This window comes from Pseudomonas sp. HN2-3 (assembly GCF_020691745.1).
Lineage (GTDB): Bacteria > Pseudomonadota > Gammaproteobacteria > Pseudomonadales > Pseudomonadaceae > Aquipseudomonas > Aquipseudomonas capeferrum.
In genome coordinates this window covers 5,085,406-5,108,838 of the sequence record NZ_CP085704.1, presented here as the reverse complement: position 1 = coordinate 5,108,838, position 23,433 = coordinate 5,085,406, and the positions used below count along the sequence as shown (strand labels likewise).

Sequence of the window (23,433 nt, the reverse complement as noted above, 5' to 3'; positions counted from 1 at the left end):
CTTCAAGTATTACCGCAGTTGGCCAAAGTAGTCGCTGCTAACCAAATTCAAGTTTCGGGAGAGTTAACATGGGTAAAATCATCGGTATCGACCTGGGGACCACCAACTCGTGCGTCTCCATCCTGGAAAACGGTAACGTCAAAGTCATCGAAAACGCCGAAGGTGCGCGTACTACCCCTTCGATCGTGGCCTATGCCAACGATGGCGAAATCCTGGTAGGCCAGTCTGCCAAGCGTCAGGCTGTCACCAACCCGCACAACACCCTGTTCGCAGTGAAGCGCCTGATTGGCCGTCGCTTCGAAGAGCAAGTGGTGCAAAAAGACATCGAGCTGGTTCCGTACAAAATCGCCAAGGCCGACAACGGTGACGCCTGGGTCGAAGTCAACGGCCAGAAAATGGCGCCGCCGCAAATCAGCGCCGAAGTCCTGAAAAAGATGAAGAAGACCGCCGAAGACTACCTCGGCGAGCCTGTCACCGAAGCGGTCATCACCGTGCCGGCCTACTTCAACGACAGCCAGCGTCAGGCCACCAAAGACGCCGGTCGCATCGCGGGCCTGGACGTAAAGCGCATCATCAACGAACCGACCGCTGCGGCACTGGCCTATGGCATGGACAAAGCCAAGGGCGACCACACTGTCATCGTTTATGACCTGGGTGGCGGTACCTTCGACGTTTCGGTCATCGAAATCGCCGAAGTCGACGGTGAGCACCAGTTTGAAGTACTGGCTACCAACGGCGACACCTTCCTGGGTGGCGAAGACTTCGACATGCTGCTGATTGACTACCTCGTCGAGGAGTTCAAGAAAGAGTCCGGCATGAACCTGAAGGGTGACCCGCTGGCCATGCAGCGCCTGAAAGAAGCCGCTGAAAAGGCCAAGATCGAGCTGTCGTCCGCGCAGCAGACCGACGTCAACCTGCCGTACATCACTGCAGATGCCACCGGTCCTAAGCACTTGAACGTGAAAATCTCCCGCGCCAAGCTGGAGTCGCTGGTTGAAGGCCTGGTGCAGCGCACCATCGAGCCTTGCCGCATCGCGCTGAAAGATGCCGGCATCGACGCCAGCAAGATCGACGACGTGATCCTGGTCGGCGGCCAGACCCGTATGCCGCTGGTACAGAAAACCGTTGCCGACTTCTTCGGCAAGGAAGCCCGCAAGGACGTCAACCCGGACGAAGCCGTCGCCATGGGCGCCGCTATCCAGGGTGCTGTATTGGCCGGTGACGTGAAAGACGTACTGCTGCTGGACGTCAGCCCGCTGACCCTGGGTATCGAAACCATGGGTGGCGTGATGACTGCGCTGATCGAGAAGAACACCACCATCCCGACCAAGAAGTCGCAGGTGTTCTCGACTGCCGACGACAACCAGAGCGCCGTGACCATTCACGTGCTGCAAGGTGAGCGTAAGCAGGCTTCGAGCAACAAGTCGCTGGGCAAGTTCGACCTGGCCGAGATCCCGCCAGCACCACGCGGTGTTCCGCAGATCGAAGTGACCTTCGACATCGACGCCAACGGCATCCTGCACGTCGGCGCGAAAGACAAGGCCACCGGCAAGACCCAGTCGATCGTGATCAAGGCCAACTCCGGCCTGTCCGATGACGAAATCGAGCGCATGGTGCGTGACGCCGAGGCCAACGCCGAGGAAGACCGCAAGTTCGAAGAGCTGGCCGCTGCCCGTAACCAGGGTGATGCACTGGTTCACTCGACCCGCAAGATGGTCGCTGATGCAGGTGACAAGGTCACCGCTGAAGAGAAAACCGCCATCGAAGCGGCAGTCGTTGCCCTGGAAGCCGCTGTCAAAGGCGACGACAAGGCCGCGATCGAAGCCAAGGTCGAAGAGCTGTCCAAGGTCTCCGCGCCAGTGGCTCAGAAGATGTACGCCGAGCAGCAAGCCGAACAGCCTCAGGGCGGCGCGCAGCAGGCCGAACCGGAAGCCAAGCACGATGACGTGGTTGACGCCGAGTTCGAAGAAGTAAAAGGCGACGACAAGAAGTAATTTTTGCATGTTGTCGGCCAGCTCACCGCCGTTTGGCGGTGAGCTGGTAGGATGTCGCCGCGCGGGGGCTTGCTCCCGCGTTGGTGTGTCTGGAATACGCGAATTTTTACAGCATCTGTCAGGACGCATTCGCGCGGCAGGTGCTTACGGCACAGCGCCCATGCGCCTATGCGCAGCGCTCTGTCGAACGCCCTCAAGAGTGCAAATGACCTATGGCAAAGCGTGATTATTATGAGGTCCTGGGTGTCGAGCGTGGCGCCAACGAAGGTGATCTCAAAAAGGCCTATCGCCGCCTGGCGATGAAGTACCACCCCGACCGCAACCCGGGCGACAAGGAGTCGGAAGAGCAGTTCAAGGAGGCCAACGAGGCCTACGAAGTGCTGTCCGATGCCAGCAAGCGTGCGGCCTATGACCAGTATGGTCACGCCGGCGTCGACCCTAGCATGGGTGGCGGTGGTGCCGGCTTCGGTGGTGCCAACTTCTCCGACATCTTCGGCGATGTGTTCAGTGATTTCTTCGGTGGCGGCCGTGGCGGCTCGCGCGGTGGCGCCCAGCGTGGCAGCGACCTGCGTTACACCCTGGAGCTGAACCTGGAAGAAGCGGTGCGTGGCACCACGGTCAGTATCCGCGTTCCTACCCTGGTCAACTGCAACCCTTGTGATGGTTCCGGCGCGAAGAAGGGCTCGACCCCGTCGACCTGCCCGACCTGCGGCGGTATCGGCCAGGTGCGCATGCAGCAAGGCTTCTTCTCGGTGCAGCAGACCTGCCCGCGCTGCCATGGCCAGGGCAAGATCATCACCGACCCTTGCGGCGCGTGTCACGGCGAAGGCCGTGTCGAGGAATACAAGACGCTGTCGGTCAAGGTGCCGGCCGGTGTCGATACCGGTGACCGCATTCGCCTGTCGGGCGAGGGCGAGGCCGGTACCCATGGTGGCCCGACTGGCGACCTGTACGTGGTCATCAACGTGCGTGAGCACGAGATCTTCCAGCGCGATGGCAAGCACCTGTACTGCGAAGTGCCGATCAGCTACACCGACGCTGCCCTGGGTGGCGAGCTGGAAGTGCCGACCCTCGATGGCCGGGTGAAGCTGAAGATCCCGGAAGGCACCCAGACCGGCAAGCAGTTCCGTCTGCGCGGCAAAGGTGTGGCACCGGTTCGCGGTGGTGGGGCAGGTGACCTGCTGTGCCGCGTTGCGGTGGAAACCCCGGTCAACCTCAGTCGTCGCCAGCGCGAGCTGCTCGAAGAGCTGCGTGATTCGCTGGAAGGCGACAGCTCCCATTCGCCCAAGGCCAATGGCTGGTTCGATGGCGTGAAGCGCTTCTTCGGCGATCTCTGACAAGGAACAGGTTATGCGACGTATTGCGGTAATGGGCGCGGCAGGGCGGATGGGCAAGACCCTGGTCGAAGCTGTGCAGCACCAAGCGCCTCAGGCGGGTTTGACGGCGGCGATCGATCGCCCTGACAGCAGCCTGGTAGGGGCTGATGCAGGGGAGTTGGCGGCCTTGGGTCGTATTGGCGTGCCGATCTCCGACGACTTGGTCAAGGTTGTGGACGAGTTCGACGTGCTGATCGACTTCACGCACCCTTCAGTGACCCTGAAGAACCTCGCGTTCTGCCGCAAGGCGGGCAAGGCCATGGTCATTGGCACTACTGGCTTTACGCCGGAAGAGAAAGCGTTGCTGGTCGAAGCGGGCAAGGATATCCCGATCGTCTTTGCCGCCAACTTCAGCGTTGGCGTCAACCTGTGCCTGAAGCTGCTGGACACCGCAGCGCGCGTACTGGGCGACGAGGTCGACATCGAGATCCTCGAGGCGCACCACCGGCACAAGGTCGATGCGCCGTCGGGTACTGCGCTGCGCATGGGTGAAGTGGTGGCTCAGGCGTTGGGGCGTGACCTGAAGGAAGTGGCCGTGTATGGCCGCGAAGGCCAGACCGGTGCGCGTGATCGCCAGACCATCGGCTTCGCTACCGTGCGTGCCGGTGACGTGGTGGGTGACCACACCGTGCTGTTCGCCGCCGAAGGCGAGCGGGTGGAGATCACCCACAAGGCCTCGAGCCGCATGACCTTCGCCAAGGGTGCGGTGCGTGCCGCGCTGTGGCTGGATGGGCGTGAGCCGGGGCTGTACGACATGCAGGACGTGCTGGGGCTGCACTGATCTGTGTGGGAACGGCCTGGTGTCGTGAAAGGGTCGCAGAGCGGGCCCGGGGGTGTAGCGGCGCCGCTGGAATCCCGGGACTGCTGCGCAGTCCTTTCGCGACGCAAGGCCGCTCCTACAGGTCCCCAATGCCAGCGAGGTCAGCCTGTCGCAATCATGTGTTTTAGAGACACATATACGGTAGACCGAAAACGCACTTTTCTGTAAGCTACAGCTTTAGTGTGTCCACTAAAAGCGCGCAGCGAATTGAATTCAGCACATGAAAGCGGGGTGACGTGTCCATACGTCACTCCGCTTTTTTGCAACCTGCGATCGCCCTTTCATGCTTGATTTACGGGAGGTCTTCTTGACAAAGCCAGCCATACTCGCCCTTGCCGACGGCAGTATTTTTCGCGGTGAAGCCATCGGTGCCGACGGTCAGACCGTTGGTGAGGTGGTGTTCAACACCGCTATGACCGGCTACCAGGAAATCCTTACAGACCCTTCCTACGCCCAGCAAATCGTTACCCTGACCTATCCGCACATCGGCAACACCGGTACCACCCCGGAAGACGCCGAGTCGAACCGTGTCTGGTCTGCCGGCCTGGTCATCCGTGACCTGCCGCTGCTGGCCAGCAACTGGCGTAACACCCAGTCGCTGCCTGACTACCTCAAGGCCAACAACGTCGTCGCCATCGCCGGCATCGACACCCGTCGCCTGACCCGTATCCTGCGTGAAAAGGGCGCTCAGAACGGCTGCATCCTCGCCGGTGACAACATCAGCGAAGAAGCCGCCATCGCCGCTGCCCGCGCCTTCCCGGGCCTCAAGGGCATGGACCTGGCCAAGGTCGTTTCCACCAAAGAGCGTTACGAGTGGCGCTCCAGCGTGTGGGAACTGAAAACCGACAGCCACCCGACCCTGGAAGCTTCCGAGCTGCCTTACCACGTGGTCGCCTTCGACTACGGCGTCAAGCTGAACATCCTGCGCATGCTGGTTGCTCGTGGCTGCCGCGTGACCGTGGTGCCTGCCCAGACCCCGGCCAGCGAAGTGCTCGCACTCAACCCTGATGGCGTGTTCCTGTCCAACGGCCCTGGTGATCCGGAGCCTTGCGACTACGCCATCCAGGCCATCAAGGAAGTCCTTGAAACCGAGATCCCGGTATTCGGTATCTGCCTCGGCCACCAGCTGCTGGCCCTGGCCTCCGGCGCCAAGACCGTCAAGATGGGCCACGGCCACCACGGTGCCAACCACCCGGTCCAGGACCTGGACACCGGCGTGGTCATGATCACCAGCCAGAACCACGGTTTCGCCGTTGACGAAGCCACGCTGCCGGGCAACGTCCGCGCCATCCACAAGTCGCTGTTCGACGGTACCCTGCAGGGCATCGAGCGCACCGACAAGAGCGCGTTCAGCTTCCAGGGCCACCCTGAAGCGAGCCCAGGCCCGACTGACGTCGCGCCACTGTTCGATCGTTTCATCGATGCCATGGCCAAGCGCCGCTGAGCATCCTGCATCAAGGCCCCGGGCCGGCTCGCGCCGCGCCCGGAAGCGCCTGACCCAGATTGTTCAAGACGGCTTGCCGACTGACCCGCGGATTTGAGTGACAACCATGCCAAAACGTACAGACATCAAAAGCATCCTGATTCTCGGCGCTGGCCCGATCGTGATCGGCCAGGCCTGTGAATTCGACTACTCCGGCGCCCAGGCTTGCAAAGCCCTGCGCGAGGAAGGCTATCGCGTCATCCTGGTGAACTCCAACCCGGCCACCATCATGACCGACCCGGCCATGGCCGACGCCACCTACATCGAGCCGATCAAATGGCAGTCGGTGGCCAAGATCATCGAGCAGGAGCGCCCTGACGCCGTCCTGCCGACCATGGGCGGCCAAACCGCACTGAACTGCGCCCTGGACCTGGAGCGCCACGGCGTTCTGGAAAAGTTCGGCGTAGAGATGATCGGCGCCAACGCCGACACCATCGACAAGGCAGAAGACCGTTCGCGCTTCGACAAGGCGATGAAAGACATCGGCCTGGAATGCCCGCGCTCCGGTATCGCCCACAGCATGGAGGAGGCCAATGCGGTCCTCGAGAAGCTCGGCTTCCCATGCATCATCCGTCCGTCCTTCACCATGGGCGGCACCGGTGGTGGTATCGCCTACAACCGTGAAGAGTTCGAAGAAATCTGCGCCCGTGGTCTGGACCTGTCGCCGACCAAAGAGCTGCTGATCGACGAATCGCTGATCGGCTGGAAGGAATACGAGATGGAGGTGGTCCGCGACAAGAAGGACAACTGCATCATCGTCTGCTCGATCGAGAACTTCGACCCGATGGGCGTGCACACCGGCGACTCGATCACCGTTGCCCCAGCACAGACCCTGACCGACAAGGAATACCAGATCATGCGCAACGCCTCGCTGGCGGTGCTGCGTGAAATCGGTGTCGAAACCGGCGGTTCCAACGTGCAGTTCGGTATCTGCCCAGACACCGGCCGCATGGTCGTGATCGAGATGAACCCGCGTGTATCGCGTTCGTCGGCCCTGGCTTCCAAGGCCACCGGCTTCCCGATCGCCAAGATCGCCGCCAAGCTGGCTGTCGGCTACACCCTCGATGAGCTGCAGAACGACATCACCGGCGGCCGTACCCCGGCGTCGTTCGAACCGTCGATCGACTACGTCGTCACCAAGCTGCCACGTTTCGCCTTCGAGAAATTCCCGAAAGCCGACGCCCGCCTGACCACCCAGATGAAATCCGTGGGTGAAGTCATGGCCATCGGCCGTACCTTCCAGGAATCCCTGCAGAAAGCCCTGCGCGGCCTGGAAGTCGGTGTTTGCGGTCTGGACCCGAAAGTTGACCTGGCCAGCGCCGAAGCGGCCAGCATCCTCAAGCGCGAGCTGACCGTGCCGGGCGCCGAGCGTATCTGGTATGTGGCCGACGCCATGCGTTCGGGCATGACCTGCGAAGAGATCTTCGCCCTGACCGGCATCGACATGTGGTTCCTGGTTCAGATGGAAGACCTGATCAAGGAAGAAGAGAAGGTCAAGACCCTGGCCCTGTCGGCCATCGATAAAGGCATGATGCTGCGCCTCAAGCGCAAAGGCTTCTCGGACCAGCGCCTGGCTGTGCTGCTCGGCATTACCGACAAGAACCTGCGTCGTCACCGCCACAAGCTGGAAGTGTTCCCGGTCTACAAGCGCGTCGACACCTGCGCTGCCGAGTTCGCCACCGACACCGCCTACCTGTATTCGACCTACGAGGAAGAGTGCGAGGCCAACCCGTCGACCCGCGACAAGATCATGATCCTGGGTGGCGGCCCTAACCGTATCGGCCAAGGCATCGAGTTCGACTACTGCTGCGTGCACGCGGCCCTGGCGCTGCGTGAAGACGGTTACGAGACCATCATGGTCAACTGCAACCCGGAAACCGTCTCCACCGACTACGACACCTCCGACCGTCTGTACTTCGAGCCGCTGACCCTGGAAGACGTGCTGGAAGTCTGCCGTGTCGAGAAGCCGAAGGGCGTGATCGTTCACTACGGCGGCCAGACCCCGCTGAAACTGGCACGCGCCCTGGAAGAAGCCGGCGTACCGATCATCGGTACCAGCCCGGACGCCATCGACCGCGCCGAAGACCGCGAGCGCTTCCAGCAGATGGTTCAGCGCCTGAACCTGCTGCAGCCGCCAAACGCGACCGTGCGCAGCGAAGACGAGGCCATCCGTGCCGCTGGCGGTATCGGTTACCCACTGGTGGTGCGCCCGTCGTACGTACTGGGTGGCCGCGCCATGGAGATCGTCTACGAGCTGGACGAGCTCAAGCGCTACCTGCGTGAAGCCGTACAGGTGTCCAACGACAGCCCGGTGCTGCTCGACCACTTCCTCAACTGCGCCATCGAGATGGACGTGGATGCGGTCTGCGACGGCACCGACGTGGTGATCGGCGCGATCATGCAGCACATCGAGCAGGCCGGCGTTCACTCCGGTGACTCGGCGTGCTCGCTGCCACCGTACTCGCTGCCGGCTCACGTGCAGGACGAAGTCCGCGAACAGGTCAAGAAAATGGCCCTGGAGCTGGGCGTTGTCGGCCTGATGAACGTTCAGCTGGCCCTGCAGGGCGACAAGATCTACGTGATCGAAGTCAACCCGCGCGCTTCGCGTACCGTGCCGTTCGTCTCCAAGTGCATCGGCACCTCGCTGGCCATGATTGCCGCCCGCGTGATGGCGGGTAAAACCCTGAAAGAGATCGGTTTCACCAAAGAAATCATCCCGAACTTCTACAGCGTCAAGGAAGCCGTCTTCCCGTTCGCCAAGTTCCCAGGGGTTGACCCGATCCTCGGCCCTGAGATGAAATCGACCGGTGAAGTCATGGGCGTCGGTGACAGCTTCGGTGAAGCGTTCGCCAAGGCTCAGATGGGTGCCAGCGAAGTGCTGCCAACCGGCGGTACCGCGTTCATCAGCGTGCGTGACGACGACAAGCCACAAGTGGCTGGCGTTGCCCGCGACCTGATCGCCCTGGGCTTCGAAGTGGTTGCCACTGCCGGCACCGCCAAGGTTATCGAGGCGGCAGGCCTGAAAGTGCGCCGTGTGAACAAAGTGACCGAAGGTCGCCCGCACGTGGTCGACATGATCAAGAACGACGAAGTGTCGCTGATCATCAACACCACCGAAGGCCGTCAGTCGATCGCTGATTCCTACTCGATTCGTCGCAATGCGCTGCAGCACAAGATTTACTGCACCACCACCATTGCGGCCGGTGAAGCCATCTGCGAAGCGCTGAAGTTTGGTCCCGAGAAGACCGTTCGTCGCTTGCAGGATCTGCATGCAGGACTCAAAGCATGAGCATTACCAAATACCCGATGACCGTCCAGGGCGCTCGCGCCCTGGAAGAGGAGCACCTGTTCCTGAGCAAGACCGAGCGCCCGCGCCTGAGCCAGGCGATCGGTGAAGCACGCGAGCTGGGTGACCTCAAGGAAAACGCCGAATACCATGCCGCCCGTGAAGAGCAGGGCATGGTCGAGGCGCGTATCCGCGATATCGAAGGCCGCCTGCAGAACTCGGTGGTGATCGATGTGACCTCTATCCCGCACACCGGCAAGGTCATTTTCGGCACTACCGTCGAGCTGGCCAATACCGAAACCGACGAGCGCGTGAAGTACCAGATCGTGGGTGAAGACGAAGCCAACATCAAGCTGGGCAAGCTGTCGGCAGGCGCGCCGATTGCCCGTGCCATCATCGGCAAGGAAGAAGGTGATATCGTCGTCATCAAGACGCCAAGTGGCACGGTCGAGTACGAGATTGTCGAAGTCCAGCACATCTGACCGGCGCCTGCGGGCGCCATCCCTTGAAGGGATCCTCTGGCAGCTGGCCCAGGTTTTCTGGGTCGGCGGCTTGTGGGTGTTTCATGTGGGGCTGGTGCCCGCGCTCAAGGTCAGTGGCCTGGCGCCCCTGCTGGTGCAGGATGTTGCCGGGCAGATCGACCGCTGGTTGATTGGCGTGGCCTTGCTTGGCTTGTTGACCCAGCTGGCGGTATTGGCGAGGGTGGATGGCCTGGCGGCCTGGTGGCGACAGTTCCGTGGCCAGATGCTGTTGCTCGGCTTTGGTGCCTGCGTGGGGTATTACACCTTGCGCTACGGTATATCCGTGGGCGAGCGCTGGCAGATGTTCTGTTTCCTGGTGCTGGGTTTTTCCGGCATCGTGCTGGTGGCCCAGCCAGTACCGGTCAGGGCGCGCAAGGCGCGCCACTGATCGGAGCCGCTATTACTTGAAGCGGTGGACGTTCGACAGCTGCTTGTTCGGCTGTGGGTTCTTGCGGTAGATCAGCGCTTTCTTGCCGATGGTCTGCACCAGTTCAGCACGGCCGACCTTGCACAACTCGGCAATGGCGGCAGCGCGTTCTTCGCGATCTTCGGAGCGAATCTCGACCTTGATCAGTTCATGATCGGCGAGTGCGCGTTCCAGTTCGGCAGCAACGCCTTCGTTAACACCGTTGCCAGCAACGATCAGGACCGGCTTCAGGTCATGACCAATGGACTTGTATTGCTTCTTCTGCTCGTTATTGAGCGGCATAATCTGACCCTTTCCGTCTGATTCTGTAAAATTGACAGGCATTTTACCCGAGGGCCCCCGGCTCCGCCCAGTCAATCACGACGCATATCATCGAGGTGCCCCGTGGTACAACGTTCCAAAAGCAGCGCTAACTGGCTGCGTGAGCATTTTAACGACCCTTTCGTCAAACAAGCGCAGAAGGATGGCTACCGTTCGCGTGCAAGCTACAAACTGCTTGAGATCCAGGAAAAGGACCGGTTGATCCGCCCGGGCATGAGTGTGATCGACCTCGGCGCAGCCCCAGGAGGCTGGTCGCAGGTGACCAGTCGTCTGATTGGTGGCCAGGGCCGTCTGATTGCCTCCGATATCCTGGAAATGGACTCGATCCCGGACGTGACCTTCATTCAGGGTGACTTCACCCACGATGAAGTGCTGCAGCAGATTCTGGAAGCGGTCGGCGATTCGCATGTAGACCTTGTGATTTCCGACATGGCCCCCAATATGAGTGGTACGCCTGAAGTGGACATGCCGCGCGCCATGTTCCTTTGTGAGTTGGCGCTTGACCTGGCAACCCGCGTGCTGAAGCCTGGTGGTGACTTCCTGATCAAGATTTTCCAGGGCGAAGGCTTCGACATGTACTTGAAGGACGTTCGCACCAAGTTCGACAAGGTGCAGATGCGCAAGCCGTCGTCTTCGCGGGATCGCTCGCGTGAGCAGTACCTGCTGGGTAAAGGTTTCAAAGGCGTGTGAAAGGCGTGCTACGGGGTGGCTGATAGTTAATTCCAATCGGCAAGCCCGTCAGGATCGTCCGAACTTCGTGTAGTCTAGGTTTCACAAAGGGTTACAGACGGTGCCTGCGGATGCGTAGGTAATGTAGTAAGTTAGGGCGATGAATATCATGCGAGGCACGGCTGCGTCGTGCGCCGGCCTCAGAGGGTAGCGAATTGAACGACATGGCAAAGAATCTGATCCTGTGGTTGATCATCGCAGCTGTCCTGGTGACAGTGATGAACAACTTCTCAAGCCCTAACGAGCCGCAGACCCTCAACTACTCCGACTTCATCCAACAGGTCAAAGACGGGAAAGTCGAGCGTGTGACCGTCGACGGCTACATCATTACCGGCAAGCGCGCTGACGGCGACAGCTTCAAGACCGTGCGCCCGGCCATTACCGACAATGGCCTGATCGGCGACCTGGTCGACAACCACGTGGTCGTCGAAGGCAAGCAGCCCGAGCAGCAGAGCATCTGGACTCAGTTGCTGGTAGCCAGCTTCCCGATCCTGGTGATCATCGCGGTATTCATGTTCTTCATGCGCCAGATGCAAGGCGGCGCAGGCGGCAAGGGCGGGCCGATGAGTTTCGGCAAGAGCAAGGCGCGCCTGCTGTCCGAAGACCAGGTCAAGACCACCCTGGCAGACGTCGCGGGTTGCGACGAAGCCAAGGAAGAAGTCGGCGAGCTGGTCGAATTCCTGCGTGACCCGGGCAAGTTCCAGCGCCTCGGCGGCCGTATTCCTCGCGGCGTGTTGATGGTCGGCCCACCGGGTACCGGTAAGACCCTGCTGGCCAAGGCCATTGCCGGTGAGGCGAAAGTGCCGTTCTTCACCATTTCCGGTTCGGACTTCGTTGAAATGTTCGTCGGTGTCGGTGCCAGCCGTGTGCGCGACATGTTCGAGCAGGCCAAGAAGCACGCCCCGTGCATCATCTTCATCGACGAAATCGACGCCGTGGGTCGCCACCGTGGCGCCGGTATGGGCGGTGGTCATGATGAGCGCGAACAAACCCTCAACCAGCTGCTGGTAGAGATGGACGGCTTCGAGATGAACGATGGCATCATCGTCATCGCCGCGACCAACCGTCCGGACGTCCTCGACCCGGCACTGCTGCGTCCTGGTCGTTTCGACCGCCAGGTGGTGGTTGGCCTGCCGGACATCCGCGGCCGTGAGCAGATCCTCAAGGTGCACATGCGCAAGGTGCCGATCGGCGAGAACGTCAACCCGGCGGTCATTGCCCGTGGTACCCCAGGCTTCTCCGGTGCCGACCTGGCCAACCTGGTCAACGAAGCATCGTTGTTCGCTGCTCGCTCCAACAAGCGCCTGGTCGAAATGAAAGAGTTCGAGCTGGCCAAAGACAAGATCATGATGGGCGCCGAGCGCAAGACCATGGTCATGTCCGAGAAAGAAAAACAGAACACCGCCTACCACGAAGCCGGTCACGCCATCGTCGGTCGTCTGGTGCCTGAGCATGACCCGGTCTACAAGGTTTCGATCATCCCGCGTGGTCGTGCCCTGGGTGTGACCATGTTCCTGCCTGAAGAAGACCGTTACAGCCTGTCCAAGCGTGCGCTGATCAGCCAGATCTGCTCGCTGTACGGCGGCCGTATCGCCGAAGAAATGACCCTGGGCTTCGACGGCGTCACCACCGGTGCCTCCAACGACATCATGCGTGCCAGCCAGATTGCCCGGAACATGGTTACCAAGTGGGGCCTTTCCGAGAAGCTCGGCCCGTTGATGTATGCCGAAGAAGAAGGCGAGGTGTTCCTCGGCCGTAGCGCTGGCAGCCAGCACGCCAGCGTGTCGGGTGAAACCGCCAAGCTGATCGACTCGGAAGTGCGCAGCATCATCGACCAGTGCTACGCCACGGCCAAGCAGCTGCTCACCGACAACCGTGACAAGCTCGATGCCATGGCTGAAGCGCTGATGAAGTACGAGACCATCGATGCCGACCAGATCGACGACATCATGAATGGTCGTGCCCCGCGCGAACCTCGCGATTGGGATGGTGACTCGGCTTCGGGTACCCCGGCAGCCCAGGGTGATCGCCCGGAATCGCCGATTGGCGGCCCAGCGGCTCAACACTAAGGGCATCTATGAGCTCAGTGCAGTACCCGACCCGGTTGCCTTGCGGCAACCGGGTTCTTGATTTGTCGCGTACCCATGTCATGGGTATCCTCAATATCACCCCCGACTCCTTCTCCGACGGCGGGCGCTTCAGCCAGCGCGACGCTGCGCTGCGGCATGCCGAAGCGATGGTCGCCGCAGGCGCCACGCTGATCGACATCGGTGGCGAGTCGACGCGCCCTGGGGCGCGTGCCGTGTCCGTGACCGAAGAAATCGAGCGCGTGGCGCCGATGGTCGAGGCGATCAATAGCCGCCTGGATGTGGTCATTTCGGTTGATACCTCCACGCCAGCGGTCATCCGCGAGTCTGCGCGGCTGGGGGCTGGGCTGATCAACGACGTACGCGCGCTGGAGCGCGATGGTGCCCTGGACGCGGCGGCCGATACCGGCCTGCCGGTGTGCCTGATGCACATGCGCGGTGAGCCGGGCAATATGCAGGACGACCCGCATTACGATGATGTGACAGCGGACGTTACGCGATATCTTGAACAACGGATGGCCGCTTGCGCTGCGGCGGGCATCGATGCAAACAGAATCATTCTTGACCCAGGCTTCGGTTTCGCCAAGACACTGGCGCACAACCTGAGCCTGTTCAAGCACATGGAAGCGCTCTATCGCCTTGGGCGCCCACTGCTGGTGGGTGTTTCACGAAAGAGCATGATCGGCCTGACGCTGGATCGTCCGGTCGGCGAGCGTTTGTACGGCAGCCTGGCGCTGGCAGCGTTGGCCATGACCAAGGGGGCGAGCATCCTTCGCGTCCATGATGTGGCCGAAACTGTCGATGTGGTACGCATGATCGCTGCGGTTCAACACGCCGAATAAGAACATTGGAGTCGCTATGAGCAGAAAATACTTTGGTACCGACGGCATTCGTGGCCGCGTCGGCGAATTCCCGATCACGCCGGACTTCATGCTGAAGCTCGGCTGGGCGGCTGGCATGGCTTTCCGCAAGCAGGGCCATTGCCGTGTGCTGGTGGGCAAGGACACGCGTATTTCCGGTTACATGTTCGAATCTGCGCTCGAGGCCGGGCTTTCTGCGGCCGGTGCCGATGTGATGCTGCTCGGGCCGATGCCGACCCCGGCCATCGCCTACCTCACGCGTACCTTCCACGCTGAAGCCGGTATTGTCATCAGCGCGTCGCATAACCCGCACGACGACAACGGCATCAAGTTCTTCTCTGGCCAGGGCACCAAGCTGCCTGACGAAGTCGAGTTGATGATCGAAGAGTTGCTCGATCAGCCGATGACGGTGGTCGAGTCGGGCAAGCTGGGCAAGGTCTCGCGCATCAACGATGCGGCTGGCCGCTACATCGAGTTCTGTAAGAGCAGTGTGCCTTCGAGCACCAGCTTCGACGGCCTCAAGCTGGTGGTCGATTGCGCCCATGGCGCCACGTACAAGGTCGCGCCAAGCGTGTTCCGCGAACTGGGTGCCGACGTGACCATTCTGAATGCTCAGCCTGATGGCCTGAACATCAACGAAGGCTGTGGCTCTACCCATATCGAGTCGCTGCAGGCCGCCGTGCTGGTGGGCCATGCCGACCTCGGTATCGCCTTCGATGGCGACGGTGACCGGGTGCTGATGGTCGATCACACGGGTGCCATCGTCGACGGCGACGAATTGCTGTTCATCATCGCCCGTGACCTGCATGACCGCGGCAAGCTGCAAGGCGGGGTAGTCGGCACGCTGATGAGCAACCTGGGCCTTGAACTTGCGCTCAAGGAGCTGGATATCCCGTTCGTGCGGGCCAAGGTCGGCGACCGTTACGTCATGGCCGAACTGCTCGAGCGCGAGTGGTTGGTCGGGGGTGAAAACTCCGGGCATGTCGTGTGCTGCAACCACACCACCACCGGTGATGCGATCATCGCCGCGCTGCAGGTGCTGATGGCGCTCAAGCGTCGCGGCGAGACACTGGCCCAGGCCCGTCAGGCCCTGCGCAAGTGCCCTCAGGTACTGATCAACGTGCGCTATGGGGCAAGCAAGGTCGACCCTCTGGAGCACCCTGCGGTGCAGGAGGCCAGTGCCAAGGTCACCGAGGCGATGGCCGGTCGCGGTCGCGTGCTGCTGCGCAAGTCCGGTACCGAGCCGTTGGTGCGGGTCATGGTCGAAGGCGACGACGAAAGTCAGGTTCGCGGCCATGCCGAAGCCCTGGCGAAACTGGTCAGCGAAGTTTGTGTCTGAAGGCGCTTGCCAGCGCAGATCTGGTTGGGTAAGATCTGCGCCCACTTTGACCGACGAGGTAAAGCATGCGTCGCCCTATGGTAGCTGGTAACTGGAAGATGCACGGTACCCGCGCCAGCGTCGCTGAGCTGACCGAGGGCTTGAGCAATCTTGCCCTGCCGAGCGGAGTGGAAGTCGCGGTATTTCCACCGGCCTTGTTCATCAATCAAGTGATCGATGGCCTGGCAGGTAAAGAAATAACTGTCGGCGCACAGAATTCTGCTGTACAACCCGAACAGGGTGCGCTGACCGGGGAAGTTTGCCCGGAACAGCTGGCTGAAGTGGGCTGCAAGTTGGTGTTGGTTGGGCATTCGGAGCGTCGCCAGGTCATCGGCGAGAGTGATGAAGTGCTGAACCGCAAGTTTGCAGCCGCACAGGCCAAAGGTTTGAAGCCCGTGCTGTGTATTGGGGAAACCCTTGAAGAGCGCGAGGCGGGCAAGACACTCGAAGTTGTCGGGCGTCAACTAAGCAGTATCATCGAAGCGTTCGGTGTTAAGGCTTTTGCCAATGCAGTAATTGCTTATGAGCCTGTATGGGCCATCGGCACTGGCCTTACGGCCACGCCACAACAGGCTCAGGATGTGCATGCTGCCATCCGCGGTCAGTTGGCGGCAGAAGATGCTGAAGTGGCTGCGAAGGTGCAGCTGCTCTACGGCGGCAGCGTGAAGGCGGCCAATGCGGCCGAACTGTTCGGCATGCCGGATATCGATGGGGGGCTCATTGGTGGAGCGTCCCTGAACGCAGACGAATTCGGTGCAATTTGTCGCGCCGCAGGAAACTGAACAAATGCTGGAAACAGTCATCGTTGTTTTTCATCTGTTGGCAGCGCTGTCGCTAGTAGTGCTGGTTCTGTTGCAACAGGGTAAGGGTGCGGAAGCAGGTGCATCTTTCGGCGCAGGTGCCTCAAATACTGTGTTCGGAAGCCAAGGCTCTGCAACCTTCCTAAGTAAATTCACTGCAATACTCGCTGCCACTTTCTTTTTGACAGCACTTGGGTTAGGATACTTCGCCAAGGAACAAGCTCACAAGCTGACCCAGGCGGGCCTTCCAGATCCAGCAGTGTTGGAAGTGAAAGAGCAAAAGCCGGCAGTGAATGATGATGTACCGGTGCTCCAACAGCAGAAGAGCGAAGCCACTCCGAGTACGGGTGATGTACCTCCTCCGGCAGAAGAGCAGAAGTAACGGGTTTCAAAAGTAGTATTGCCGAGGTGGTGGAATTGGTAGACACGCAACCTTGAGGTGGTTGTGCCCATAGGGTGTAGGGGTTCGAGTCCCCTTCTCGGTACCAATTGAAGCAAGAGAGCCCGCTTTATGCGGGCTTTCTTGTAGGTGGAGGTCGGATTGACCCCGTACGGGGTTCGGTCTTATACTTTCGCCCCAGCTTTGTCGCGGGGTGGAGCAGCTTGGTAGCTCGTCGGGCTCATAACCCGAAGGTCGTTGGTTCAAATCCAGCCCCCGCAACCAGCTTTAGCGGAGCCCCTTTTCAGGGGCTTTTTGCTAGCCGAACAGTTTTCGGCGTCGTTGTCCAACGGCGCTTTCAGGGATGGGCGCTTCGCCCATTTTTTATTTGCACAGCATGCACGAGGGGGTTCAGGTGTCGAGCAAGCTAGAACAGTTGCAGGCCTTGTTGGCCCCGGTGGTCACGGGGCTGGGCTTCGAATGCTGGGGGATCGAATTCGTCTCCCAGGGCAAGCATTCGGTACTACGTGTCTACATCGATAAGGAAGGCGGCATTCTGGTGGACGACTGCGCTGAAGTCAGCCGTCAGGTCAGCAGCGTCCTCGATGTGGAAGATCCGATCAGCTCTGAATATACCCTAGAGGTTTCTTCTCCTGGCATGGAACGCCCGCTGTTCACGCTTGAACAGTTTGCCTCGCATGCCGGCGAACAAGTGAAGATCAAGCTGCGCTCACCCTTCGAGGGTCGTCGTAACTTCCAGGGCCTTCTCCGCGGTGTGGAGGAGCAGGATGTGGTGGTCCAGGTGGACGACCAGGAGTTCCTGTTGCCGATCGACTCGATCGACAAGGCCAATATTATTCCCAGTTTTGACTGAGACGTGCCGGGCCCGGCGGACTATCCGGGCCCAATGGCTTGCGCAAGGCGAGGCGTACGATGAGCAAAGAAGTACTGCTGGTTGTTGAATCGGTATCCAACGAAAAAGGTGTACCGCCCGGCGTCATTTTCGAAGCGCTGGAAGTGGCCCTGGCCACTGCAACCAAAAAACGTTTTGAGGACGAAGTCGACCTGCGTGTGGAAATCAACCGCCACACCGGTAGCTACGAGACCTTCCGTCGCTGGACCGTGGTCGATGAAGCCGATCTTGATGATCCGGCAATCGAGACCTGGTTGAGCAAGATCCACGAGACCCACCCTGAAGCCAAGGTCGGTGACGTGATCGAGGAGAAGATCGAGTCTATCGAGTTCGGTCGTATCGCCGCCCAGACCGCCAAGCAGGTCATCGTGCAGAAGGTCCGTGAGGCCGAGCGCGCCCAGGTGGTCGATGCCTACCGCGAACGCGTAGGCGAGATCATCTCCGGTACCGTCAAGAAGGTTACCCGCGACAACGTCATCGTTGACCTGGGCAACAACGCCGAGGCCTTGCTGGCTCGCGAAGACATCATTCCCCGCGAGACTTTCCGGGTTGGCGTGCGCCTGCGTGCGCTGCTCAAGGAAATCCGCACTGAAAACCGTGGCCCCCAGCTGATCCTGTCGCGCACTGCGCCACAGATGCTGATCGAGCTTTTCCGCATTGAAGTGCCGGAAATTGCCGAGGGCCTCATTGAAGTCATGGCTGCCTCCCGTGATCCGGGTTCGCGAGCCAAGATCGCCGTCCGCTCCAAGGACAAGCGCATCGACCCGCAAGGTGCCTGTATCGGCATGCGCGGTTCGCGCGTCCAAGCCGTATCCGGAGAGTTGGGTGGTGAGCGTGTGGATATCGTCCTGTGGGACGATAACCCGGCGCAGTTCGTCATCAACGCCATGTCGCCGGCTGAAGTCGCGGCGATTATCGTTGACGAGGATGCCCATGCCATGGACATCGCCGTCGCCGAAGACAACCTTGCCCAGGCCATTGGCCGTGGCGGTCAGAACGTTCGTTTGGCCAGTCAGTTGACCGGCTGGACCTTGAACGTGATGACCGAAAAGGACATCCAGGCCAAGCAGCAAGCAGAAACCGGTGACATCCTGCGCAATTTCATCGATGAACTGGAAGTCGACGAGGAGCTGGCCCAAGTGCTGGTCGACGAAGGCTTTACCAGCCTCGAAGAAATTGCCTACGTACCGTTGGAAGAAATGCTCAACATCGATGGCTTTGACGAAGATATCGTCAATGAGCTCCGCGCTCGAGCCAAGGACCGTTTGTTGACCAAGGCCATCGCTACCGAAGAAAAACTGGCAGACGCCCATCCGGCCGAAGACCTGCTCTCCCTTGAGGGCATGGACAAGGACCTGGCGGCGGAACTGGCGGTGCGCGGCGTGGTTAACCGCGAAGACCTGGCCGAGCAGTCGATCGACGATCTGCTCGACATCGACGGCATCGACGAAGAGCGTGCCGGCAAGTTGATCATGGCCGCCCGAGCCCACTGGTTCGAGTAATTAGGCGCGGCCTGAGGAGAGAAGTGCATGACGCAAGTCACGGTGAAAGAACTGGCCCAAGAGGTCGAGGCACCGGTAGAGCGCCTGCTGCAGCAGATGCGTGAGGCAGGTCTGCCGCACACCGACGCCGGTCAGGTAGTGACCGACAATGAGAAGCAGACTCTGCTGACTCATTTGAAAAGCAGCCACAAGAGCAAGGCGGAAGAGCCGCGCAAGATTACCTTGCAGCGCAAAACCACCAGCACCCTGCGTGTCGCCGGTAGCAAAAGTATCAGCGTAGAAGTACGCAAGAAGAAAGTATTCGTGCAGCGCAGCCCGGAAGAAATCCAGGCTGAGCAGAAACGCGAGCAGGATGAGCGCCGTGCGGCTGAAAACGCTGCGCGCGACAAGGTTGACGCCGACGTTCGCCAGCGCAACGAAGATCAGGCCCGCCGTCAGGCTGCTGATGCCGCCCCTGCGGCCCCAGCTGCCAAGCCGGCTGCCGCTGCCGCCGCACCTGCGCCGGCACCGGTAGTGGCTGACGCGCCTGCCTCGGAAGATGCCGCTGCGCGTGCTGCCGAGCGCAAGAAGGACGAGACCCGTCGCAACGAAAGCCGCACTCGTGATGACGACCGTCGTCGTGGCGAGGCGCCTCGCGTGTCGATCAAGGTCAAGGTCAAGGAGAAGGAAAAAGCACCGACTCCACGCGCTGCTCCGCGTACCACCGAAGAAGAGAGCGATGGCGCTCGTCGTGGTCGTGGCGGCAAGGGCAAGCTGAAGAAGCGTAACCAGCACGGCTTCCAGAGCCCGACCGGCCCCGTCATCCGTGACGTGACCATCGGTGAGACCATCACGGTCTCGGAGCTGGCCAACCAGATGTCCGTCAAGGGCGCTGAAGTGGTCAAGTTCATGTTCAAGATGGGCACGCCGGTTACCATCAACCAGGTGCTCGACCAGGAAACCGCTCAGCTGATCGCAGAAGAGCTGGGCCACAAGGTCACCCTGGTCAGCGATACTGCCCTGGAAGACTCCCTGGCCGAATCGCTGAAGTTCGAAGGCAAAACCGAATCGCGCGCCCCGGTCGTTACCGTCATGGGCCACGTTGACCACGGTAAGACCTCGCTGCTCGACTACATCCGTCGTGCCAAGGTTGCTGCTGGCGAAGCCGGCGGTATCACCCAGCACATCGGCGCCTACCACGTGGAAACCGACCGCGGCATGGTCACCTTCCTCGATACCCCGGGCCACGCTGCGTTCACTCAGATGCGTGCTCGTGGTGCCAAGGCGACCGACATCGTCATCCTGGTGGTGGCGGCGGACGACGGCGTGATGCCGCAAACCCGTGAAGCCGTTCAGCATGCCAAGGCAGCTGGCGTCCCACTGGTTGTTGCAGTGAACAAGATCGACAAGCCTGGTGCCGACCTCGATCGCATCCGCAACGAGCTGTCCGTCGAAGGCGTGACCTCCGAGGAATGGGGTGGTGACACGCCTTTCGTCAAGGTTTCGGCGAAGATGGGTACTGGTGTGGACGAGCTGCTCGAAGCCGTTCTGCTGCAGGCCGAGATCCTCGAACTGAGCGCTACCCCGACCGCACCTGGTCGTGGTGTCGTCGTCGAATCGCGCCTGGACAAGGGCCGTGGCCCAGTGGCGACCATCCTGGTTCAGGACGGTACCCTGCGTCAGGGCGACATGGTCCTGTGCGGCTCCAACTATGGCCGCGTACGTGCCATGCTCGACGAGAACGGCAAGCCTGTGAAGGAAGCTGGCCCGTCGATCCCGGTCGAGATCCTTGGCCTGGACGGTACCCCGGAAGCCGGTGACGAGCTGTCGGTGGTTGCTGACGAGAAGAAAGCCCGCGAAGTTGCCCTGTTCCGTCAAGGCAAGTACCGCGAGGTCAAGCTGGCCCGTGCTCACGCTGGCAAGCTGGAAAACATCTTCGAGACCATGGGTCAGGAAGAGAAGAAAACCCTCAACATCGTCCTCAAGACCGATGTACGTGGTTCCCTGGAAGCGTTGAACGGCTCGCTCGGCGGCCTGGGCAACGAGGAAGTACAGGTTCGCGTGATCGGCGGCGGTGTGGGTGGTATCACCGAGAGCGACGCCAACCTGGCGCTGGCGTCCAACGCGGTGCTGTTCGGCTTCAACGTGCGTGCCGATGCCGGTGCGCGCAAGATCGTCGAGCAGGAAGGTCTGGATATGCGTTACTACAACGTGATCTACGACATCATCGAAGACGTCAAGAAGGCCCTGACCGGCATGCTCGGCAGCGATGTTCGCGAGAACATCCTGGGTGTCGCCGAAGTGCGTGACGTGTTCCGTTCGCCGAAGTTCGGCGCCATCGCTGGCTGTATGGTCATCGAAGGTACCGTGTACCGCAACCGTCCGATCCGCGTACTGCGCGAGGACGTTGTGATCTTCGAAGGCGAGCTGGAATCGCTGCGTCGCTTCAAGGACGACGCTGCCGAAGTACGTTCGGGCATGGAGTGCGGTATTGGCGTCAAGAGCTACAACGACGTCAAGGTCGGCGACAAGATCGAAGTCTTCGAGAAAGTCCAGGTGGCTCGTACCCTCTAAGGGCGAGCTTGCCGCAAGCCCCCGCTACAGGGCGGTTGGCGGCGCCTTTACAGGTAGCGCCCGGTCAGGCATCAGCTTGACCGGGCGTTTGCCGCTTTAAGTTACAGGTAGCAAGAATGGCCAAAGAATATAGCCGTACCCAACGTATCGGTGATCAGATGCAGCGCGAGCTGGCTGAGCTGATCCGCCGCGAAGTCAAGGATCCACGTGTCGGTCTGGTGACCATCACCGCCGTGGATGTCAGCCGCGACCTGGGCCATGCCAAGGTGTTCATCACCGTCATGGGCGAGGAAACGCCAGATGCCGTGAAGCAGTCGCTCAAGGCACTGAACAGCGCCGCCAGCTTCCTGCGCCTGCACCTGGGGCGTTCGATGCAACTGCGCAGCGTGCCCCAGCTGCATTTCCACTTCGATGAAAGCGTCAGCCGCGGTGTACACCTGTCGGCGCTGATCGAGCGTGCAGTGGCTGAAGACCGCCTGCACAAGGCTACCGACGAGCTGGACACCAAGGAGTAAGCGGTGGCCCAGGTCAAACGTATCCGCCGCAACGTCAGCGGCATCATCCTGCTGGACAAGCCACTAGGCTTCACCTCCAACGCGGCACTGCAGAAAGTGCGCTGGTTGCTCAACGCGGAGAAGGCCGGCCACACTGGCAGCCTCGACCCGCTGGCAACCGGCGTGCTGCCACTGTGCTTCGGCGAAGCGACCAAGTTTTCGCAGTACCTGCTCGATTCCGACAAGGGCTACGAAACCGTCATGCAGATGGGGCAGACTACCAATACTGCCGATGCTGAAGGCGAGGTCCTGCAGACCCGTGAAGTAACCGTTGGTCGTGCCGACATCGAGGCGCTGCTGCCCCGTTTTCGTGGCCCGATCAGCCAGATACCGCCGATGTACTCGGCGCTCAAGCGTGACGGCCAGCCACTGTACAAACTGGCTCGTGCTGGAGAGGTAGTGGAGCGCGAGGCGCGTTCTGTTACTATTAACCGCTTGGAGTTGCTCGAGTGCGAAGGCACCCGTGCACGGTTGACGGTAGGATGCAGCAAAGGCACCTATATCCGCACCCTGGTGGAGGATATCGGCGAAGCCCTTGGCTGTGGCGCTTATGTCGCCGAGCTGCGCAGGACCCAGGCCGGGCCCTTCGAGCTGGCACAGACGGTGACCCTCGAGGAACTCGAACAGGCCCATGCTGAAGGTGGCAACGAAGCGCTCGATCGCTTCCTGATGCCTTCCGACAGCGGGCTGCAGGACTGGCCAATGGTGAGTTTGTCCGAGCACAGTGCGTTCTACTGGCTGCATGGCCAGGCAGTACGTGCGCCGGATGCACCGCAGTTTGGCATGGTCCGCGTACAGGATCACAATGCGCGCTTCATCGGTATCGGTGAAGTGAGCGAAGACGGGCGCATTGCGCCACGTCGGCTGATTCGGTCGGAATGACCGAAACCGCAGGGTCTGGCTTCGGCCGGGCCCTACGGGATCAAGGGTGGCTGTCAGTAGGCACGGTCACACCTTTCTTATTAATACAGGGATTTGTCCCTGGCCTATTGGACCCCGCTCGCGGGATCCGTTATCAGGAGAAGCCAAATGGCCCTCAGCGTTGAAGAAAAAGCTCAAATCGTTACCGACTACCAGCAAGCTGCTGGCGACACTGGTAGCCCGGAAGTTCAGGTTGCTCTGCTGACCGCGAACATCAACAAGCTGCAAGGCCACTTCAAGGCCAACGGTAAAGACCACCACTCGCGTCGTGGCCTGATCCGTATGGTTAACCAGCGTCGTAAGCTGCTGGACTACCTGAAGGGTAAAGACACCACTCGTTACAGCGCCCTGATCGGTCGCCTGGGCCTGCGTCGCTAATAGCGGCCTGGTCAGTGGTGTGCATGGCGTCTCATGCATTGGCAACGCTGCCTGGCAGCGTTGTCTTTGGGCACGCCATGCGTATCTCCGAGGTTGGCAGCCTGGTTACGTTGAGCGGTTTTCCGCACTTCGGCCAGGCTCCCAGCCTCGT

At 60.8% G+C, this 23,433-nt stretch carries 20 protein-coding genes and 2 tRNA genes; 21 read left to right on the top strand and 1 reads right to left on the bottom strand.

The window, feature by feature from the left end; translation table 11 throughout:
- The first annotated feature begins 68 nt into the window (after window positions 1-68).
- From dnaK to LJX93_RS23155, 7 genes are all read left to right on the top strand, one after another.
- A complete protein-coding gene (gene dnaK / locus LJX93_RS23185; RefSeq protein ID WP_033701608.1) occupies window positions 69-1,994 on the top strand; it encodes a molecular chaperone DnaK in 1,926 nt (641 codons plus the stop codon).
- Between the two features lie 212 nt (window positions 1,995-2,206).
- Window positions 2,207-3,331, top strand: a complete 1,125-nt coding sequence (gene dnaJ / locus LJX93_RS23180) for a molecular chaperone DnaJ (RefSeq protein WP_033701606.1) — start codon at window positions 2,207-2,209, stop codon at window positions 3,329-3,331.
- A 13-nt stretch (window positions 3,332-3,344) separates the two neighbouring features.
- Window positions 3,345-4,151, top strand: coding sequence for a 4-hydroxy-tetrahydrodipicolinate reductase (gene dapB / locus LJX93_RS23175; RefSeq protein WP_047583812.1), 807 nt, complete (start codon window positions 3,345-3,347; stop codon window positions 4,149-4,151).
- Between the two features lie 346 nt (window positions 4,152-4,497).
- Window positions 4,498-5,634 (top strand): glutamine-hydrolyzing carbamoyl-phosphate synthase small subunit, encoded by a 1,137-nt coding sequence (gene carA / locus LJX93_RS23170; RefSeq protein WP_033701601.1) that lies wholly within the window; start codon window positions 4,498-4,500, stop codon window positions 5,632-5,634.
- Window positions 5,635-5,740: 106 nt separating this feature from the next.
- Window positions 5,741-8,962 (top strand): carbamoyl-phosphate synthase large subunit, encoded by a 3,222-nt coding sequence (gene carB, locus LJX93_RS23165; RefSeq protein ID WP_033701599.1) that lies wholly within the window; start codon window positions 5,741-5,743, stop codon window positions 8,960-8,962.
- On the top strand, window positions 8,959-9,441 hold the full coding sequence (gene greA / locus LJX93_RS23160) for a transcription elongation factor GreA (RefSeq protein WP_077068663.1): 483 nt from the start codon (window positions 8,959-8,961) through the stop codon (window positions 9,439-9,441). The genes carB and greA overlap by 4 nt, the downstream gene beginning before the upstream one ends.
- Window positions 9,419-9,868, top strand: coding sequence for an MFS transporter (locus tag LJX93_RS23155; RefSeq protein ID WP_095063790.1), 450 nt, complete (start codon window positions 9,419-9,421; stop codon window positions 9,866-9,868). The genes greA and LJX93_RS23155 overlap by 23 nt, the downstream gene beginning before the upstream one ends.
- 12 nt (window positions 9,869-9,880) lie before the next feature.
- On the opposite strand, the gene LJX93_RS23150 is transcribed toward LJX93_RS23155, so the two are convergent.
- Window positions 9,881-10,189 carry a YhbY family RNA-binding protein gene (locus LJX93_RS23150; protein ID WP_033701598.1) on the bottom strand — a complete coding sequence of 103 codons (309 nt, stop codon included), beginning with the start codon at window positions 10,187-10,189 and terminating at the stop codon, window positions 9,881-9,883.
- A gap of 102 nt (window positions 10,190-10,291) precedes the next feature.
- Between LJX93_RS23150 and rlmE the strand changes: the two genes are divergently transcribed.
- The 14 genes from rlmE to rpsO all read left to right on the top strand — a co-directional run bounded on the left by rlmE (window position 10,292) and on the right by rpsO (window position 23,282).
- Window positions 10,292-10,918: a 23S rRNA (uridine(2552)-2'-O)-methyltransferase RlmE gene (gene rlmE, locus LJX93_RS23145; protein WP_033701595.1), complete on the top strand. Its 627-nt coding sequence runs from the start codon at window positions 10,292-10,294 to the stop codon at window positions 10,916-10,918.
- A gap of 203 nt (window positions 10,919-11,121) precedes the next feature.
- Window positions 11,122-13,026 (top strand): ATP-dependent zinc metalloprotease FtsH, encoded by a 1,905-nt coding sequence (ftsH, locus tag LJX93_RS23140; RefSeq protein WP_033701593.1) that lies wholly within the window; start codon window positions 11,122-11,124, stop codon window positions 13,024-13,026.
- Window positions 13,027-13,034: 8 nt separating this feature from the next.
- Window positions 13,035-13,886 carry a dihydropteroate synthase gene (gene folP, locus LJX93_RS23135; RefSeq protein WP_033701592.1) on the top strand — a complete coding sequence of 284 codons (852 nt, stop codon included), beginning with the start codon at window positions 13,035-13,037 and terminating at the stop codon, window positions 13,884-13,886.
- Between the two features lie 16 nt (window positions 13,887-13,902).
- Window positions 13,903-15,243, top strand: coding sequence for a phosphoglucosamine mutase (gene glmM, locus LJX93_RS23130; protein WP_033701591.1), 1,341 nt, complete (start codon window positions 13,903-13,905; stop codon window positions 15,241-15,243).
- A 65-nt stretch (window positions 15,244-15,308) separates the two neighbouring features.
- Window positions 15,309-16,064, top strand: a complete 756-nt coding sequence (gene tpiA, locus LJX93_RS23125; RefSeq protein WP_033701590.1) for a triose-phosphate isomerase — start codon at window positions 15,309-15,311, stop codon at window positions 16,062-16,064.
- Between the two features lie 4 nt (window positions 16,065-16,068).
- Window positions 16,069-16,464, top strand: coding sequence for a preprotein translocase subunit SecG (secG, locus tag LJX93_RS23120; RefSeq protein ID WP_047583813.1), 396 nt, complete (start codon window positions 16,069-16,071; stop codon window positions 16,462-16,464).
- 20 nt (window positions 16,465-16,484) lie between these two features.
- Window positions 16,485-16,570, top strand: a tRNA-Leu gene (locus tag LJX93_RS23115).
- Between the two features lie 99 nt (window positions 16,571-16,669).
- Window positions 16,670-16,746 (top strand) — tRNA-Met (locus LJX93_RS23110).
- Window positions 16,747-16,876: 130 nt separating this feature from the next.
- On the top strand, window positions 16,877-17,335 hold the full coding sequence (gene rimP / locus LJX93_RS23105; RefSeq protein ID WP_033702568.1) for a ribosome maturation factor RimP: 459 nt from the start codon (window positions 16,877-16,879) through the stop codon (window positions 17,333-17,335).
- A gap of 59 nt (window positions 17,336-17,394) precedes the next feature.
- On the top strand, window positions 17,395-18,876 hold the full coding sequence (nusA, locus tag LJX93_RS23100; protein WP_027595024.1) for a transcription termination factor NusA: 1,482 nt from the start codon (window positions 17,395-17,397) through the stop codon (window positions 18,874-18,876).
- Window positions 18,877-18,903: 27 nt separating this feature from the next.
- The gene (gene infB, locus LJX93_RS23095) at window positions 18,904-21,429 is read left to right on the top strand and encodes a translation initiation factor IF-2 (protein ID WP_033701587.1); all 2,526 of its coding nucleotides are present in this window, start codon (window positions 18,904-18,906) and stop codon (window positions 21,427-21,429) included.
- A gap of 116 nt (window positions 21,430-21,545) precedes the next feature.
- Window positions 21,546-21,944, top strand: coding sequence for a 30S ribosome-binding factor RbfA (gene rbfA, locus LJX93_RS23090; RefSeq protein ID WP_033701584.1), 399 nt, complete (start codon window positions 21,546-21,548; stop codon window positions 21,942-21,944).
- A gap of 3 nt (window positions 21,945-21,947) precedes the next feature.
- The gene (truB, locus tag LJX93_RS23085) at window positions 21,948-22,865 is read left to right on the top strand and encodes a tRNA pseudouridine(55) synthase TruB (protein WP_033701583.1); all 918 of its coding nucleotides are present in this window, start codon (window positions 21,948-21,950) and stop codon (window positions 22,863-22,865) included.
- Window positions 22,866-23,012: 147 nt separating this feature from the next.
- Complete coding sequence (gene rpsO / locus LJX93_RS23080) at window positions 23,013-23,282, top strand: 30S ribosomal protein S15 (RefSeq protein ID WP_016489163.1); 270 nt, start codon at window positions 23,013-23,015, stop codon at window positions 23,280-23,282.
- Window positions 23,283-23,433: the final 151 nt, after the last annotated feature.

Excerpts from the sequence above, each read along its gene's own strand:
- dnaK (WP_033701608.1), top strand. The coding sequence starts at position 69 with ATGGGTAAAATCATCGGTATCGACCTGGGGACCACCAACTCGTGCGTC.
- dnaJ (WP_033701606.1), top strand. The coding sequence starts at position 2,207 with ATGGCAAAGCGTGATTATTATGAGGTCCTGGGTGTCGAGCGTGGCGCC.
- dapB (WP_047583812.1), top strand. The coding sequence starts at position 3,345 with ATGCGACGTATTGCGGTAATGGGCGCGGCAGGGCGGATGGGCAAGACC.
- carB (WP_033701599.1), top strand. The coding sequence starts at position 5,741 with ATGCCAAAACGTACAGACATCAAAAGCATCCTGATTCTCGGCGCTGGC.
- greA (WP_077068663.1), top strand. The coding sequence starts at position 8,959 with ATGAGCATTACCAAATACCCGATGACCGTCCAGGGCGCTCGCGCCCTG.
- LJX93_RS23150 (WP_033701598.1), bottom strand. The coding sequence starts at position 10,189 with ATGCCGCTCAATAACGAGCAGAAGAAGCAATACAAGTCCATTGGTCAT.
- ftsH (WP_033701593.1), top strand. The coding sequence starts at position 11,122 with ATGGCAAAGAATCTGATCCTGTGGTTGATCATCGCAGCTGTCCTGGTG.
- folP (WP_033701592.1), top strand. The coding sequence starts at position 13,035 with ATGAGCTCAGTGCAGTACCCGACCCGGTTGCCTTGCGGCAACCGGGTT.
- glmM (WP_033701591.1), top strand. The coding sequence starts at position 13,903 with ATGAGCAGAAAATACTTTGGTACCGACGGCATTCGTGGCCGCGTCGGC.
- tpiA (WP_033701590.1), top strand. The coding sequence starts at position 15,309 with ATGCGTCGCCCTATGGTAGCTGGTAACTGGAAGATGCACGGTACCCGC.
- secG (WP_047583813.1), top strand. The coding sequence starts at position 16,069 with ATGCTGGAAACAGTCATCGTTGTTTTTCATCTGTTGGCAGCGCTGTCG.
- nusA (WP_027595024.1), top strand. The coding sequence starts at position 17,395 with ATGAGCAAAGAAGTACTGCTGGTTGTTGAATCGGTATCCAACGAAAAA.
- infB (WP_033701587.1), top strand. The coding sequence starts at position 18,904 with ATGACGCAAGTCACGGTGAAAGAACTGGCCCAAGAGGTCGAGGCACCG.
- rbfA (WP_033701584.1), top strand. The coding sequence starts at position 21,546 with ATGGCCAAAGAATATAGCCGTACCCAACGTATCGGTGATCAGATGCAG.
- rpsO (WP_016489163.1), top strand. The coding sequence starts at position 23,013 with ATGGCCCTCAGCGTTGAAGAAAAAGCTCAAATCGTTACCGACTACCAG.